The 14,773-nt window shown below is 62.2% G+C and carries 20 protein-coding genes; 12 read left to right on the forward strand and 8 right to left on the reverse strand.

Going from position 1 to position 14,773, the window contains the following annotated elements:
* Positions 1-21 precede the first annotated feature (21 nt).
* From F2P47_RS06860 to F2P47_RS06890, 7 genes are all read left to right on the forward strand, one after another.
* A complete protein-coding gene (locus tag F2P47_RS06860; protein WP_152215591.1) occupies positions 22-477 on the forward strand; it encodes a PaaI family thioesterase in 456 nt (151 codons plus the stop codon).
* Positions 474-1,457: an alpha/beta fold hydrolase gene (locus F2P47_RS06865; RefSeq protein WP_152215592.1), complete on the forward strand. Its 984-nt coding sequence runs from the start codon at positions 474-476 to the stop codon at positions 1,455-1,457. Before F2P47_RS06860 ends, F2P47_RS06865 begins: the two co-directional genes overlap by 4 nt.
* 136 nt (positions 1,458-1,593) lie before the next feature.
* Positions 1,594-1,743 (forward strand): aa3-type cytochrome c oxidase subunit IV, encoded by a 150-nt coding sequence (locus F2P47_RS06870; protein WP_152215593.1) that lies wholly within the window; start codon positions 1,594-1,596, stop codon positions 1,741-1,743.
* Between the two features lie 126 nt (positions 1,744-1,869).
* Complete coding sequence (locus F2P47_RS06875; RefSeq protein WP_152215595.1) at positions 1,870-3,000, forward strand: Re/Si-specific NAD(P)(+) transhydrogenase subunit alpha; 1,131 nt, start codon at positions 1,870-1,872, stop codon at positions 2,998-3,000.
* A complete protein-coding gene (locus tag F2P47_RS06880; RefSeq protein WP_152215597.1) occupies positions 2,927-3,319 on the forward strand; it encodes an NAD(P) transhydrogenase subunit alpha part 2 in 393 nt (130 codons plus the stop codon). The genes F2P47_RS06875 and F2P47_RS06880 overlap by 74 nt, the downstream gene beginning before the upstream one ends.
* Before the next feature lie 12 nt (positions 3,320-3,331).
* Positions 3,332-4,741 carry an NAD(P)(+) transhydrogenase (Re/Si-specific) subunit beta gene (locus tag F2P47_RS06885; protein ID WP_152215599.1) on the forward strand — a complete coding sequence of 470 codons (1,410 nt, stop codon included), beginning with the start codon at positions 3,332-3,334 and terminating at the stop codon, positions 4,739-4,741.
* Positions 4,742-4,814: 73 nt separating this feature from the next.
* Positions 4,815-5,165: a DUF6614 family protein gene (locus F2P47_RS06890; RefSeq protein WP_152215601.1), complete on the forward strand. Its 351-nt coding sequence runs from the start codon at positions 4,815-4,817 to the stop codon at positions 5,163-5,165.
* A gap of 70 nt (positions 5,166-5,235) precedes the next feature.
* Here the strand turns inward: F2P47_RS06890 and rpsU are convergent, their stop codons facing one another.
* On the reverse strand, positions 5,236-5,463 hold the full coding sequence (rpsU, locus tag F2P47_RS06895; protein ID WP_152215603.1) for a 30S ribosomal protein S21: 228 nt from the start codon (positions 5,461-5,463) through the stop codon (positions 5,236-5,238).
* A 182-nt stretch (positions 5,464-5,645) separates the two neighbouring features.
* Here rpsU and def point away from each other — a divergent pair, with 182 nt between their 5' ends.
* Together def and F2P47_RS06905 are read left to right on the forward strand one after the other, a co-directional pair.
* Positions 5,646-6,224, forward strand: a complete 579-nt coding sequence (gene def, locus F2P47_RS06900; protein WP_152215606.1) for a peptide deformylase — start codon at positions 5,646-5,648, stop codon at positions 6,222-6,224.
* Entirely contained in the window at positions 6,217-6,900 is a 684-nt protein-coding gene (locus F2P47_RS06905) for a COQ9 family protein (protein WP_152215609.1), read from the forward strand. The genes def and F2P47_RS06905 overlap by 8 nt, the downstream gene beginning before the upstream one ends.
* Here the strand turns inward: F2P47_RS06905 and F2P47_RS06910 are convergent.
* From F2P47_RS06910 to purE, 3 genes are all read right to left on the reverse strand, one after another.
* Positions 6,885-7,502 carry a PAS domain-containing protein gene (locus tag F2P47_RS06910; RefSeq protein ID WP_185680992.1) on the reverse strand — a complete coding sequence of 206 codons (618 nt, stop codon included), beginning with the start codon at positions 7,500-7,502 and terminating at the stop codon, positions 6,885-6,887. The genes F2P47_RS06905 and F2P47_RS06910 overlap by 16 nt on opposite strands.
* A gap of 234 nt (positions 7,503-7,736) precedes the next feature.
* Positions 7,737-8,879 carry a 5-(carboxyamino)imidazole ribonucleotide synthase gene (locus tag F2P47_RS06915; protein ID WP_152215613.1) on the reverse strand — a complete coding sequence of 381 codons (1,143 nt, stop codon included), beginning with the start codon at positions 8,877-8,879 and terminating at the stop codon, positions 7,737-7,739.
* A complete protein-coding gene (gene purE, locus F2P47_RS06920) occupies positions 8,848-9,339 on the reverse strand; it encodes a 5-(carboxyamino)imidazole ribonucleotide mutase (protein WP_152215614.1) in 492 nt (163 codons plus the stop codon). Before purE ends, F2P47_RS06915 begins: the two co-directional genes overlap by 32 nt.
* Positions 9,340-9,548: 209 nt before the next feature.
* Here purE and F2P47_RS06925 point away from each other — a divergent pair, with 209 nt between their 5' ends.
* On the forward strand, positions 9,549-10,271 hold the full coding sequence (locus F2P47_RS06925) for a GGDEF domain-containing protein (RefSeq protein WP_152215615.1): 723 nt from the start codon (positions 9,549-9,551) through the stop codon (positions 10,269-10,271).
* 7 nt (positions 10,272-10,278) lie between these two features.
* Here the strand turns inward: F2P47_RS06925 and F2P47_RS06930 are convergent, their stop codons facing one another.
* Positions 10,279-10,485: a YdcH family protein gene (locus tag F2P47_RS06930; protein WP_152215616.1), complete on the reverse strand. Its 207-nt coding sequence runs from the start codon at positions 10,483-10,485 to the stop codon at positions 10,279-10,281.
* Positions 10,486-10,609: 124 nt separating this feature from the next.
* On the opposite strand from F2P47_RS06930, the gene F2P47_RS06935 reads away from it, so the two are divergent.
* Positions 10,610-11,119, forward strand: coding sequence for a TIGR02444 family protein (locus tag F2P47_RS06935; RefSeq protein WP_152215617.1), 510 nt, complete (start codon positions 10,610-10,612; stop codon positions 11,117-11,119).
* Here F2P47_RS06935 and F2P47_RS06940 read toward each other — a convergent pair whose 3' ends face one another.
* Positions 11,120-11,731: a UbiX family flavin prenyltransferase gene (locus F2P47_RS06940; RefSeq protein WP_152215618.1), complete on the reverse strand. Its 612-nt coding sequence runs from the start codon at positions 11,729-11,731 to the stop codon at positions 11,120-11,122. It abuts the gene before it with no gap.
* 109 nt (positions 11,732-11,840) lie between these two features.
* On the opposite strand from F2P47_RS06940, the gene F2P47_RS06945 reads away from it, so the two are divergent.
* The gene (locus F2P47_RS06945; RefSeq protein ID WP_152215619.1) at positions 11,841-12,020 is read left to right on the forward strand and encodes a YdcH family protein; all 180 of its coding nucleotides are present in this window, start codon (positions 11,841-11,843) and stop codon (positions 12,018-12,020) included.
* An 88-nt stretch (positions 12,021-12,108) separates the two neighbouring features.
* Here F2P47_RS06945 and F2P47_RS06950 read toward each other — a convergent pair whose 3' ends face one another.
* Positions 12,109-13,737: an acyl-CoA synthetase gene (locus tag F2P47_RS06950; RefSeq protein ID WP_152215620.1), complete on the reverse strand. Its 1,629-nt coding sequence runs from the start codon at positions 13,735-13,737 to the stop codon at positions 12,109-12,111.
* 31 nt (positions 13,738-13,768) lie between these two features.
* A complete protein-coding gene (locus tag F2P47_RS06955) occupies positions 13,769-14,716 on the reverse strand; it encodes a phosphatase PAP2 family protein (protein WP_185680993.1) in 948 nt (315 codons plus the stop codon).
* Positions 14,717-14,773 lie beyond the last annotated feature (57 nt).

Here is a 14,773-nt window from a genome sequence, read left to right on the forward strand (position 1 = left end):
CCTACCAGTCGAGTAGCTGACATGACCGATGATCTCCTTGAAGAATCCGCCTTTCGCCTGCCCGAAGGCTATGAGTCCATGAACTGGGTGCGCGGCTTCGGGCGGCAGGTCGGTCCGCTTTACGAGCGCATCAATGATGACGGTTCCTATACCCGCGCTTTCCTCGTGCAGGATCATCACACCAATGGCATGGGCAATTGCCATGGTGGCATGCTGATGGCATTCGCGGACGTGGCCTTCGGCCATGCTGTCAGCATGGCGGAACACCGCTACTGGGTGACGGTGCGGCTGCTGACCGACTTCCTCTCCTCGGCCAAGGTGGGCGAATGGGTCGAAGGCACGGGCGAGGTGATCGGGCGCGAAGATGATTTCTACACCGTGCAGGGCCGCATATGGTGTGGTGAGCGGACGATCATGACGGGCACGGGCGTCTTCAAGACGCTGGGCGAGCGGCCTGCCAAGCCGGAGGCGAAATGAACGAACCTTTCGACCAGGAACCCGATCCCGAACTCGGGCCCTTCATCGAGATGGCACCGCTCTGGTTCGAGCGCGCCGTCGCTACGCCCGCCGAGAGCCGCTATGTGACGGTGGAGGGAACTCCGGTTCACTATCTCCACTGGGGCGATCCGAAAAAGCCGGGCCTGCTGCTCGTTCACGGCAATGGCGCGCATGCGCGCTGGTGGTCCTTCATCGCGCCCTTTCTCGCGCGGGAATATTCCGTCGCCGCCATCGACATTTCCGGTATGGGCGATAGCGGCTGGCGCGATCACTACACGCTCGAGACCTTCGCCGCGGAGCAGATCGCCGTTTGCGAGGATGCGGGCTTCTTCAAGAATGAAGAGCCGCCGATCATTGTTGGACATTCCTTCGGCGGGTTCGTCACCATCGTCACTGGCTCGCTTTATGGCGACCGGCTCGCTGGCACGATCATCGTCGACAGTCCGGTCAATCCGCCCGACCGCAAGAGCGGTCCTCCCGATCGCCCCTTCCGCCCGCATCGCATCTATCCGTCGATGGACGTGGCGCTGGAGCGCTTCCGCCTCGCGCCGCCGCAGCCCTGCGCCAACCGCTACATCATGGAGTTCATCGCGCGGCATTCGCTGAAGGAAGTGCCGAACCCTGACGGCGGGCAGGGCTGGACGTGGAAATTCGATCCGGCGATCTGGCAGCGTTTCGACATTGGCGACATGAGCGCGCGGCTTGCTGCCACGCGCTGCCGCATTGCCATCATGCGTGGCGAGTTTTCAGCGCTGTTGCCGCCGGAGATCGGCGACTACATGTTCACGCTGCTTGGCCGCTCGGCGCCCGTCATCGAAATTCCGTTGGCGCATCATCACGTCATGCTCGACCAGCCGCTGGCATTCATCGCTGCACTTCGGGCGCTGCTCGCCGACTGGGATCACTCCAAACCCACGCGCCGCGTCGACCTTATTGCGAAAGCGCCGTTCAAGGTCTGATTGGAGGGCGCTGCTGTACAAAAATGCGCTGCGGAGTTGTGGAACTCTGGACCGCGCGGCGCCGTGCCTGTGCTTGCCGTAACGCCGTCCTTTGTTATAGTCCGCGCAAAGTTCACGTTTTCAGGAGGGCAGGCAAATGGCGGAAAATCAGGCTCAGGCTGGCTGGGGCGCGGAGATGAATGCCGAGGAGCACATCGGCACCTATGATGCGTTCATCAAAGGCTCTAAATGGGGCATCGTCGGCCTCGTCGTTCTTCTCGTCCTGATGGCCACTTTCCTTCTCTGAAGGTTCGGCCCGGCTGCATCCGGGTTGACAGCCGATTTCAGGCCACTTAATTAGACTAATTCTAATTAGCATGGATGTCCGGCTGAGCTGGACGTCCTGCTTGTCGCCAGGAGCAGACAAGAACCCATGAAACTCGCGATTCCCAAAGAGCGGCAGGACGGCGAGACGCGAGTCGCAGCCTCGCCCGAAACAGTGAAAAAGCTCGTTGGCCTCGGCCTCGAGGTTGTCGTCGAAACTGGCGCCGGCGCTCATGCGAGCTTTTCGGACGCGGTCTACCAGGAAGCAGGCGCGAAGATAGCCGCTTCCGAGGCCGAGGCTCTGAAAGACGCCGACATCGTCTTCAAGGTGCGCGGTCCCCTCGACGAGGAGCTTCCACTCTTCAAGAAGGGCGCCTTCCTTGCCGCGATCCTGAACCCCTATGGCGACCGGCCGCGCATTCAGAAGCTGGCCGATCAGGGCGTCGATGCCTTCGCCATGGAATTCATGCCGCGCATCACCCGCGCCCAGTCGATGGACGTGCTCTCCTCGCAGTCGAACCTCGCGGGCTACAAGGCGGTCATCAATGCGGCGGCGGCGTTCACACGCGCCATGCCGATGATGATGACGGCGGCCGGCACCATCGCGCCCGCCCGCGCCTTCATCATGGGCGTAGGCGTCGCAGGCCTCCAGGCTATCGCCACGGCGAAGCGCCTCGGTTGCATCGTCTCGGCGACGGACGTGCGCTCGACCACGAAAGAGCAGGTCGAAAGCCTCGGCGGTACCTTCGTCATGGTCGAGTCCGAGGAATCGGGCGACGCGGCGGGCGGTTACGCCAAGGAGATGAGTGACGATTACAAGCGCCGTCAGGCTGAGCTTGTCGCCGAGCATATCAAGAAGCAGGACATCGTCATCACCACCGCGCTTATTCCGGGTCGTCCGGCGCCGGTCCTCGTCACCGAGGAAATGGTGAAGTCGATGAAGCCGGGCTCGATCATCGTCGATCTCGCCGCCGAGCGCGGCGGCAACTGCCCGCTCACCGAGCCGGGCAAGACGGTGCAGAAGTATGGCGTCACGATCATCGGCGATCTCAATGTCGCCGCCCAGCTCGCCGTCGACTCTTCGGCACTCTACGCCAAGAACCTCCTGAACTTCATCACCCCCATGATCGACAAGGAAACGAAGTCCCTGAAGATCAACTGGGAAGATGAGACCATCACCGGCACCTGTCTCACCAAAGACGGCCAAGTCATTCATCCGTCACTTCGCGAGGGCAACTGAGATGGAAGCGGCAGTCATCGATCCCATCGTCTTCCGGCTTGCGATCTTCGTGCTCGCGATTTTCGTCGGCTACTACGTCGTCTGGAGCGTCACACCGGCTCTACACACGCCGCTGATGTCGGTCACCAACGCGATCTCGTCGGTCATCATCGTCGGCGCGCTGATCGCCGTCGGCGTCGACATGATCCAGGCGGGCGAGGCAGGCTGGATGTCCAAGGGCCTCGGCTTCGTTGCCGTCATCCTCGCATCGGTCAACATCTTCGGCGGCTTCCTCGTCACACAGCGCATGCTTGCCATGTACAAGAAAAAAGATCGTTGAGGGGCCACGCACATGTCAGCCAATCTTTCGGCCCTGCTTTATCTCGTCTCGGGCGTCCTGTTCATCATGGCGCTGCGCGGGCTTTCCTCGCCTGAATCCTCCCGTCAGGGCAACCGCTACGGCATGATCGGCATGGCCATCGCCATCGCCACCACGCTCGCGGTGCTTCAGGCGCAGAACCAGACGACCTGGGCGCTGGTCATTGTTGGCGTCGCCATCGGCGGCGGCGTCGGCGCTGTCGTCGCGCGGCGCATCGCTATGACGGCCATGCCGCAGCTCGTCGCCTTCTTCCACTCGCTTGTCGGTCTCGCCGCCGTGCTTGTGGCCTGGGCTGCCTTCTTCTCGCCCGCCGCTTACGGCATCGGCGAGCTGGGTGCGATCCATGCGGGCAATCTGGTCGAGATGTCGATCGGTGTCGCCATCGGCGCGATCACCTTCTCGGGCTCGATCATCGCCTTCGCGAAGCTGAATGGAAACATGTCGGGCGCGTCGATCATGCTGCCCGGCCGGCACTTCATCAACGCGGTGCTGGCGGCGCTTATTGTCGGCGGCGTTGTCTACATCGTCTCCGACCCGTCGCACCAGTCGACCGAACTCTTCCTCGCGATCACGCTGATCTCGTTCGTCTTCGGTTTCCTGATCATCATCCCGATCGGCGGCGCGGACATGCCCGTCGTCGTGTCGATGCTGAACTCCTATTCGGGTTGGGCTGCTGCCGGCATCGGCTTCACGCTGGGCAACCTCGCGCTCATCATCACGGGTGCGCTGGTCGGCTCCTCGGGCGCGATCCTCAGCTACATCATGTGCAAGGGCATGAACCGCTCCTTCATCAGCGTCATCCTGGGCGGCTTCGGTGCCGATACCTCGGCGGCGGCTGCGGGCGGCAAGGTTGAGACGCGCCCCGTGAAGCAGGGCTCGGCGGATGACGCGGCCTTCATCATGAAGAATGCGGGGTCGGTCATCATCGTTCCGGGCTACGGCATGGCGGTCTCCCAGGCGCAACATGCGCTGAAGGAAATGGCCGACCATCTGAAGAAGGAAGGTGTGAAGGTTTCCTACGCCATCCATCCGGTGGCGGGCCGCATGCCTGGCCACATGAACGTGCTGCTCGCGGAAGCGAACGTGCCTTACGATGAGGTCTTCGAGCTTGAGGACATCAACAACCAGTTCGCGCAGGCGGACGTTGCTTTCGTCATCGGCGCGAACGACGTGACCAACCCCTCCGCCAAGACCGATCCGAAGAGCCCCATCTTCGGCATGCCGGTCCTCGACGTGGAGAAGGCGCGCACGGTTCTCTTCGTGAAGCGCGGCATGGCGTCCGGTTATGCGGGCGTGGAGAACGAACTCTTCTTCCGCGACAACACCATGATGCTCTTCGGCGACGCCAAGAAAATGGTTGAGCAGATCATCAAGGCGCTCTGATCCGCTGACATTGGTTGCATGCGGGCGGCGCTTGGAACGAAGCGCCGCCCGTTTTCTTTTGGGAGAGACCGAAATGGACATTTATCACGGCTGGTGCGATCTGAAGCCCGGCGTGCGCGACATGACCTTTGTCGAGGCCTTCTCGCGCTACATGGAGCATCTGAAGCGCGATGGAAAGGTCGAGAGCTACCGGCTCACGCGCCGCAAGCTCGGGCTTGGACCCGTCCATCTCGGCGAGTTCCATTTCATGATCGAGGTGAAGGATCTGGCGCAGTTGGACGCTGCCTTTTCCTTCGTGGCGACACGGGCGGCGCCCATTGAGGGCGAGCACCACAGCGTCAACTCACTCGTCCAGAATATCCAGTTTGCGCTCTACCGCGACTTTCCCGATGCTGTCCGCAAGGAGGGCGAGGAGAGGTTCTGAGAGAACGGCCAGCACAAACAAAAACGCCCCCGAAAATCGGGGGCGTCTTCATTTCGGCCGTAGCCGAAGATTACATGGCGCGGGGCTTCGCCACGACGCCGCTCTCGCGCTGGGCGCGCTTGCGGGCCAGCTTGCGGGCGCGGCGGATGGCTTCTGCCTTCTCGCGGGCACGCTTCTCGGAGGGCTTCTCGTAGAAGTTCCGGAGCTTCATTTCGCGGAAAACGCCTTCACGCTGAAGCTTCTTCTTCAGTGCCTTCATGGCCTGGTCGACGTTATTGTCGCGAACGAGTACCTGCACGGGCGAAAATCCTGTAGAATCAATGGGTTGGGCGAAACGGGGAATCTCCCCTTCCGCGCGAGCCGCTTATCTATCAAAGGCGGGGCGAATTGTCCACCCCGGCGGGGCCATCCAGGCGCGAAACGTCTCAGCGCGGGCCGGACGGGTTGCCCGGAATGTGGAACGCCATCATATTCCCAAACATGGCCATTTTGAAGATCGCCCGGATGGGGCACCCCGTTCTTTCCCGCGTTGCGGAGCCCGTGGAAGACCCCATGGCGCCTGAAGTGCGCGCGCTGGTCGCCAGCATGGTCGAAACAATGATCGACGCCAATGGCGCAGGGCTCGCTGCGCCGCAAGTCTATGTGCCGAAGCGCGTCGTCATCTTCCAGGCGCCGCCGGAGCGCGCGCCCAAAGACATCGACGAGGCTGAAGCCTTCGACCACACGGTCGCGCTCACCGTGCTCATCAATCCGGAAATCGAAATTCTCACCACAGAGATGGAGCAGGGCTGGGAAGGCTGCCTGTCCGTACCGGGGCTTCGCGGGCTCGTTCCGCGCTATACCGACATCGTCTATCGCGGCTACGGGCTCGACGGCCAGCCGATCGAGCGCCGGGCGAGAGGGTTTCACGCCCGCGTCGCCCAGCACGAATGCGACCATCTCGACGGGGTTCTCTACCCGCAACGTATGACCGACCTCCGCGACCTCATTTTCGAATCCGAAGCGCGCCATCGTGCCGAAGTCGAGGCCGCGCGGCAGAAGGAAAAGGCAAATGCCTGATCGCCCCCAAGCGAAGAAGACGCACCCCCGCGCCGATCATGTCGAGATCGCGCGCGAGAAGATCCTCGCCGCCGCTCTTCCCAATGTCGCCTTCGACGGCTGGACCACGCGCCTGATGAGCGATGCTGCCAGGGCGGCGGGCGTCGGCCATGGCGAGATGCGGCTCGCCTTTCCTGGTGGCGTTCTCGATCTCGTCGACTATTTCCTTGCCGACGGAGACAGGCGCATGGAAGAGGCGCTGGCGGGGCGCGAACTGGCGACGCTGAAGATCCGCGAAAGGATAACGCTCGCCGTACGTATGCGGATCGAGGTGGATTTCATGCGCCGGGAGGCTGTTCGCCGCGCGGTGACGCTGTTCTCGCTGCCGACCTCCGGCACCCGCGGGCCGCGCGCGCTCTACCGCACGGTCGATGCCATCTGGCGAGCGGTCGGCGACACGTCGGCGGATTTCAATTTCTATACAAAGCGCGCGACGCTCGCCGCGGTTTATTCGGCCGTGACGCTTCACTGGTTCGCCGACCATTCGGATGATTACGCCGGCACATGGGCTTTTCTCGACCGGCGTATCGACGATGTGATGCGCATCGAGAAGATGAAGGCCAGTGTGAAAAAGGTGGCCAATGCGCTGCCCGATCCGATCGGCCTGCTTGGACGTCTGCGCTACGGGCGCGGCTGAGAACCGCAGGGCGTTCCAAAGCCGATATCGATCCATGTGACTTCAGTCACGCCCGCGACGACAGTCGTGCGCGGCCGGTTGGCCTCGAAGGCCAGCGTCAGGGCCGGCGTATTCATCGCGATGACGCGGGGCTTGCTGCCTGCGGGCGGACGAAGTGGTAGATAAAGACTTTCGACCTGCCCGATGCGTCCCGTCGAATAATTGTTCACATAGCGCATGTGAAGACCGCATGGCCGGAGCGCGATTTCCTGGAGTGTGCGCCCCGCTTCTGCGCGGCGTTCCTCCGGCAAGAGGTCTATCAGATTCGAGCCGGTCGGATTGTGCCCAAGGCGTTCGACCACGGCGGTTCCTGCGAGGCGATAGGTCGCGATGGTGGGCGCGTTCAATTCGAACAGAATGACCTCTGGCAGCCAACGAACGATCGCGGATGGCGCGAAGTCGCTAGCGTCCGGCATGCCATCGCGAAGGGGCAGACTCGACCAATAATTGAAGAATTCCGTGATGGCAGTGGACTCGGTCTCCGGTCGTGCTGCGACGCGACCGGGCGCCGGCGCCTGGGCGGCAAAGAATGAGTCGAGTTCGTCTGTCGGTTTGGCGGTCATGAAGCCTCGATCTGTTTCCGGCTCCGCGCCAGCGACATTCGATTGCATGATGGGGTGGAGTGGTTAACGAGCGGTAAGCTGTTGCCGTTTTCAAACAGGTGACTGGGGCGCGGAGGATATGCCGAAGCCGAGGTCGATCCATTCAAAATCGAGAACGCGGGCCGCGGCAACAGTCAGTGGGCTGATGGCCTTTTATCCCCGATTCCGAGCGATGAGGAATCTCTCGCAACCGGATTAACGGACTGCATCCGGCGGCAATGTTCCGAGCGGATAGAGGCGGGTGACGTGACCCATCTTGCGGCCGGGCCGGGCTTCCGCCTTGCCATAGAGATGAATGGCGAGGCCGGGCTCGCCTGCAAGGCTTTGCCAGTCGTTCGCGTCATCGCCGATGAGGTTCGTCATCACGGCGTCCGAATGGCGTTTTGGATCGCCGAGCGGCCAGCCGCAAACGGCGCGGATATGTTGTTCGAACTGGCTGATGGCGCAGGCATCCTGCGTCCAGTGGCCGGAGTTGTGGACGCGCGGCGCGACCTCGTTGACAAGGATGCGAGGGCTCGCGCCCTCCGGCAGCAGGAACATCTCGACGCCCATGACGCCCACATAATCAAGCTCGTCGACGATCTTCGCAGCGATGGCGCGGGCTTCGCCGGCCAGTGCCGACGCGAGCGTCGCGGGCGCGAAGGTGCGGTCGAGGATGTGATGCTTGTGGACGTTCTCGACGGGATCATAGGCAGCCGTCTTGCCGTCGAGGCCCCGGGCGACGATGACCGAAATCTCGCGCTCGAAGGGCACAAAGCCTTCGAGGATGGCAGACTGATGGCCGATGCTCCCGAAAGCGGCGTGGGCCTCGGCGGGGTTCGCAATCTTCGCCTGACCCTTGCCGTCATAGCCGAAGCGGCGTGTCTTCAGGATGGCGGGCGTGCCGATCCGGGCGACGGCGGCCTCGAGCGACGCTTCGTCGTCGACATCGGCGAAAGGCGCCGTGGGAATGCCATGCGAAGCAAGGAAATTCTTTTCGACGGAGCGGTCTTGCGCTGTCGCCAGCGCAAGGGCACCGGGGCGCACAGGAGCGTGCTCGCCGAGAATGCGGGCGGTTTCCGCCGGGACATTCTCGAACTCATAGGTCACGACATCGACGCTATCGGCGAAGCGCGCCAGCGCCTCGGCATCGTCATAGGCGGCGCGTGTCGCGGCGGCGGCGACATCGGCGGCGGGCGCCTCCTCGTCGGGGCAATAGATGTGGCAGGACAGGCCGAGTTCGGCAGCCGCGGTCGCGAGCATGCGGCCGAGCTGGCCTCCGCCCAGAATGCCGATACGTCCGCCGGGTGCGATGATGGCCAAGGGATTACTCGTCAACGGGCTCTTCGCCGACGGCATCCGTCTGCGCGGCCCGGTAGGCGTCGAGGCGTCCGGCGAGCGCCGCGTCGGACAGGGCGAGCACGGCGGCAGCGAGGAGCCCCGCATTCTTGGCGCCAGCCTCGCCAATGGCGAGGGTGCCAACCGGAATGCCACCCGGCATCTGAACAATTGAAAGGAGGCTATCCTGACCGCTCAGCGCCTTGCTCTGCACAGGTACGCCGAAGACGGGAAGGGGCGTCATGGCGGCCGTCATGCCCGGCAAATGGGCCGCGCCGCCAGCGCCCGCGATGATGACCTTGAGGCCGCGTCCGCGCGCCTGAGTCGCATATTCAACGAGCCGCTGCGGAGTACGATGCGCCGAAACGATGCGTGCTTCGAAGGGGATTTCGAGCGCCTCAAGTACCTCCGCGGCATGTTTCATGGTCCGCCAATCGGATTGGCTTCCCATAATGATGCCGACCGGGGCCTGAGCTGTCATTTGCGCCTTCCATCAGGTCCGCCGGATAACCTCCGGCGCGGAAAGCGAGGGAGTATAGGCATGACGTCCCGCTTGGCAAGGCGGAGTGTCCCGTGACGGAACGTTCAGTGGCGCTTTACGCGAAATAATGGCATAATCATTTTATCAAGGATCGGGACCTGGCGGGGGCGGGCATCCATGACCATGAGACAATACCAACAGGGTCGGGCATGAAGATCGGCGACGGCAGGTCGCTCCGCAGCGTTGCGGTTTCGTCGGCAGGCGGCGGACGCGGAGAAGCGGCAGGTAGATCCGCGGCCGGTGGCGGGCGTGCGATTGCCGATCAGGTGACCTTTATGGGCATCCCCGAGGCCGAACTGACGCCTCGGGTTCGAGACGCTCTCATGTCGATCATGGCCGAGGTCGAAAGCTTGCGCCGCGAGATGGACGAGGTACGCCTTCGTCTGAGGGATGCCGAAGACCTTGCGGACCGCGACCCCCTGATCCCCGTTCTGAATCGCCGCGCCTTCCTGCGCGAACTCTCCCGCGCCATCGCCCATGGGCGGCGCTACAAGGAGTCTGCGGGGCTCGCTTTTTTCGACATCGACGATTTCAAACGCGTCAACGATACCTATGGACATGCGGCGGGCGACACGGCGCTGCGCCATCTGGTCGAGGTTCTGAGTGAGCATGTGCGCGAGTCCGATATTGTCGGCCGGCTCGGCGGCGACGAATTCGGCGTGATCCTTGCCCATACGGACGAGAAGACAGCCCAGACCAAGGCCGAGGCACTGGCCAAATTCATTGCCGACAATCCGCTCATTCTCAACGGCACGAAGATCCCCCTGTCGATTTCGGTCGGCGCCATCGCCTTCACGGGCGACGACGAACCGCAAAGCGCGCTCAACCGTGCCGACCAGGCCATGTACCGGGTCAAGCATCAGGCGGACTGACGTCGCTTCAGGCGATGATGTCGGGGAAAAGCTGGTCGTCGATCTCGCGGATGCGGTCGCGCAAATAGAGTTTGCGCTTCTTCAGCCGCTTGATCTGCAGATGGTCCGGGCTCGGCGTCTGTTCGATGGCGACAATCGCAGTGTCGAGGTCGCGATGCTCTTCCTTGAGCTGCGCGAGCGCTATCTGCAAATCCTGTTCTTCCTGCTCGGTCATTGTCGTCCGACGATGAGGGGCATCGTGCCCCGCCAAGAGAACGCGGCCACGCATCCCCTGCCACTTTTGCTTCCCGTCTTTTATCGCTTCAATGGTGCGCAAGGGCAAGCCGATGATATGACGCATGAAGCAAAGTGTGGAGAGGCAGATGAGGGCAGGCGCGGAGGGGAAATTCTGGAGCTTTTCGTGCGAGTTCTATGCGCGGCCCGGCGTCGAGGTGACGCTTCTGGCACTTCAGGACGAGGACGGGCTCGACGTTTCGATTCTGCTCTTCTGCCTCTACGCTGCGGCTCGTGGGGTGGCATTGGACGCAGCGCTTGCCGCCTCCATGAACGTTGTTGGTGCGGCATGGGGCACCAGCGTCATCGCGCCGCTCCGGGCCGCCCGGCGGGGGCTCAAGGCCGCCGCACCCGAGAGTGCCTTGAGGGCGGAGGTGAAACGGCTGGAGCTCGATGCTGAGCAGGCCATGCATGCCGCGCTGGAAGGGCTGCTGCCCGAAGGGCAGGGCGAGGGCGGCGAACCACGGGCGCTTGCAGAACGCAACCTCGCGGCGTGGCTTGCTTGCCGGAACCTCGCCATGACCGAGCGGCGGCGGTCGCGTTTCGCCGCGTTGATCGCGCAGGCGTTTCGCTGATTACTTTTTCTTCACGCGGACCGGGCTCCGCCGTCCGCCCTTGACGTCCTCGCCCCAGCGGCGCGTTTCGCCGGCATCGATGTCGAAGAGGTCGAGCACACGGGCGACGGACTGCGTCACGATGTCGTCGACGGTTGCGGGCTTCGTATAGAAAGCCGGCACTGGCGGCGCGATGATGGCGCCGATTTCAGATAGATGCGTCATGGTGCGCAGGTGACCGGTATGCAGCGGCGTTTCGCGCACCATCAACACGAGGCGGCGACGCTCCTTCAGCACGACATCGGCGGCGCGCGTGAGCAAGTTCGACGTTACGCCTGTCGCGATTTCGGACATGCTGCGGATGGAGCATGGCGCGACGATCATGCCAAGCGTCTTGAACGAGCCGCTGGAGATTGCAGCACCGACATCCGTAATCTGGTAACGCGTGTGCGCGAGCGCGTCGATTTTTGACGCGGCGATATCCATCTCGTAGCCGAGCGTCATCTCTGCCGCCTTCGTCATCACGAGATGTGTTTCGATATCGAGCGAATTCAGAATTTCAAGCAGGCGAACGCCATAGGCGACGCCGGATGCACCAGAGATTCCAACGATGATACGTTTCGTTTCGCTCATGGATCTTGATTTACAATCTCTTTGCACTAATGGCGAGAGGCGTTCGACAAGCCGTCAAAAAAGAGTCATGCTTTTGTTGTGGTACCGTCTTAACGGAAGGTAGGTAGACATGGCTTTGGAGTCGCATATTGCCGAGCTTCGCGATCGGCATCGGTCCCTGGAACGGGAAATCCAAAACGAAATCCTCCACCCATCGAGTGACAACCTCCGAATAGCACAACTCAAGAAACACAAGCTTCGGCTGAAGGAAGAAATAGAACGTCTGGAAGGCAAAAAGTCAGCCGCCTGACGAATTTCCCCGAACAGGGTCTGAACTGCGACAGCGCCGGGCTGGCAACGCCCGGCGCTTTATTGTTTGAAACATAATTCCACGCGCGTCAGATCTTTCCGGCCATGTCGCGGAGCTTGAATTTCTGGATCTTGCCGGTCGATGTCTTGGGCAGTTCGGTGAAGACCACCGTTTTTGGGCATTTGAAATGTGCGAGGTGGCTACGGCACCAGGCGATGATCTCTTCCTCCGTCACGGTCGCGCCGGAGCGCAGCGTGATGAAGGCGCAAGGAGTTTCGCCCCATTTTTCGTCGGGTCGCGCGACGACGGCAGCCTCGATGATGTCGCCATGCTTGTAGAGAGCGTCCTCAACCTCAATCGAGGAAATGTTCTCGCCGCCTGAGATGATGATGTCCTTTGAGCGGTCCTTGAGCTGGATGTAATTGTCCGGGTGCCAGACGCCGAGGTCGCCCGAATGGAACCAGCCGCCTTCGAAGGCTTCGGCGCTGGCTTTCGGGTTCTTGAGGTAACCCTTCATCACCACATTGCCGCGGAACATGACCTCGCCCATGGTCTCGCCGTCGCGCGGCACTTCTTCCAACGTCTCGGGATCGCGCACCGAGATGCCTTCAAGAACGGGATAGTTGACGCCCTGGCGCGACTTCACGCGGGCGCGCTCGTTGGGTTCCAGATCGTCCCATTCGTCATGCCAGGCATTCACCACGGCGGGGCCATAGGTTTCGGTCAAGCCATAGACGTGGATGACGTTGAAACCCTGATCCTCCAGCCGCTTGATGGTCGCGGCAGGCGGCGGCGCGGCGGCGGCGAAGAAATGCACCGTGTTCGGAAGTTTCTTCTTTTCCTCGTCCTTGGCATTGATGAGGAAGCCCATCACGGTCGGCGCGCCGCCCATATGGGTGACGCCATGAGCCTCGATGGCCTCGAAGATATTCTTTGCCGTCACGCGGCGCAGGCAGACATGCGTGCCCGCGATGACGCTCATCGACCAGGTGAAGCACCAGCCATTGCAATGGAACATCGGCACCGTCCAGAGATAGACGGAATGATGCATCATGCCGGCGGTGACGATATTGCCCATGGCAAGCAGGTGCGCGCCGCGATGGTGATAGACGACGCCCTTGGGATTGCCCGTGGTGCCCGAGGTGTAGTTGAGGCTGATCGCCTGCCACTCGTCGGCGGGAAGCTGCCAGTTGAAGGCAGGGTCGCCCTTGGCGAGGAAGGCTTCGTAGCCGATCTCGCCGATCGCCTCGCCGGGGCCGTCATATTCGGGGTCGTCGATGTCGATGATGTAGGGCTTGACGGTGGCCTGGGCGACGGCGTCTTTCGCGAGGCCCGCGAATTCGCGGTCGACGATCAGTACCTTGGCGTTGCCGTGATCGAGCATGAAGCCGATGGCAGCGCCGTCGAGGCGGATATTCATGGTGTTGAGCACGGCGCCGATCATCGGCACGCCGTAGTGAAGCTCAAGCATCTCGGGGGTATTCGGAGCGATCACGGCGACTGTGTCGCCGAGCCCGATGCCATGCTCGGCGAGCGCCGACGCGAGGCGGCGGCACCGCGTATAGAGATCGGCATAATTGCGCCTGAGGCTCCCGTGAATGACGGCGAGCTTTTCCGGGTAAACCTCCGCCGCGCGCTTCAGGTAGGAGAGCGGCGTCAGCGGCTGGTAATTGGCCGGGTTCTTGTCGAGGTCGATCTCATAAGGATTTTTCGTCATGCGTCCCCCGGGAGGCGCATAGGGCGCCCGCCTATCTGTCTCGGAGCCTAACCAAGGGGCGCGGGAGGGACAAGCTGTTGCCCAATGCGATCCGCACCGAAGGCTGCAGAACGAGGATGAAAAGAACGGCGAGCGAGCCGCCCGCGAGAATGTCGACGAGATAGTGACCGCCCTGAGTGGGAGTTGACATGATCACAAGGCCGTTGAGGCCGAGGGCCGCATAGCGGACCACCGGCACCCTCCAGAATGCCCAGGTTGTAATCACCGCGAGCTGCGTGTGAAAGGAGGGGAACGCGACCAGCCCGTTGAGATTGGCGAGATCGATGATGCGGTCTGTGCCGTTCCGGAGGCCGAGCACCTGATCGATATGTGCGATACCGCCGCTGGGGGCCAGATTTTCATAGAGGTGACGTGCCGGCTGGAAATATTCATAGGCCCCGATGGCCGGTAGCAGCGCCGAGATGGTGATTGTCGTGACCGTGGTCAGCCAGAACAGCGTCAGGAATTGGGAAAGATGCTCGTGGTGGTTGGTGAAAGCGAGCAGCACGAGGACGCAGGCGACCTGAGGCATTGATGACTGATAGGCATAAGCCAGGATCATGCCGAGTCCGGGATGGTCGTTGACCCAGCTCAGCCAGCCCATCCAGTCGAAGCCGAGCGCCCGGTCGGCTTGCACGAATGTCGCGTCGGCGAGCGGCATGTCGGCGGCTGCGAAGAGATAGCTCATCAGCACGACCGCGATGGAATAGATGGCGAGATATATGATCGCCGAGGTGCAGACGGCGAGACGATATGTCGATGGCCGCCGCGCATACCAGATGGTAAATCCGGCCAGAAGGGCAAGAAGCACCGCGCTCCGCAGCAGCGTCCAGTCTGCCTTGACAGAGAAGTTGAGAGTCTCGATCAGCACGACGTCGGTGACGGCGACCGTGAGGCATATCCACCATCCAATGGCGGTCGGTAGCGGGAACGAGCGCATGGCGCAGGGCCTCATTAAAATCTAGACTTCGGCTGACCAGACTAAGGGCCGTGGATT

Origin of the sequence: Parvibaculum sedimenti (assembly GCF_009184905.1) — a bacterium.
Taxonomy (GTDB): domain Bacteria; phylum Pseudomonadota; class Alphaproteobacteria; order Parvibaculales; family Parvibaculaceae; genus Parvibaculum; species Parvibaculum sedimenti.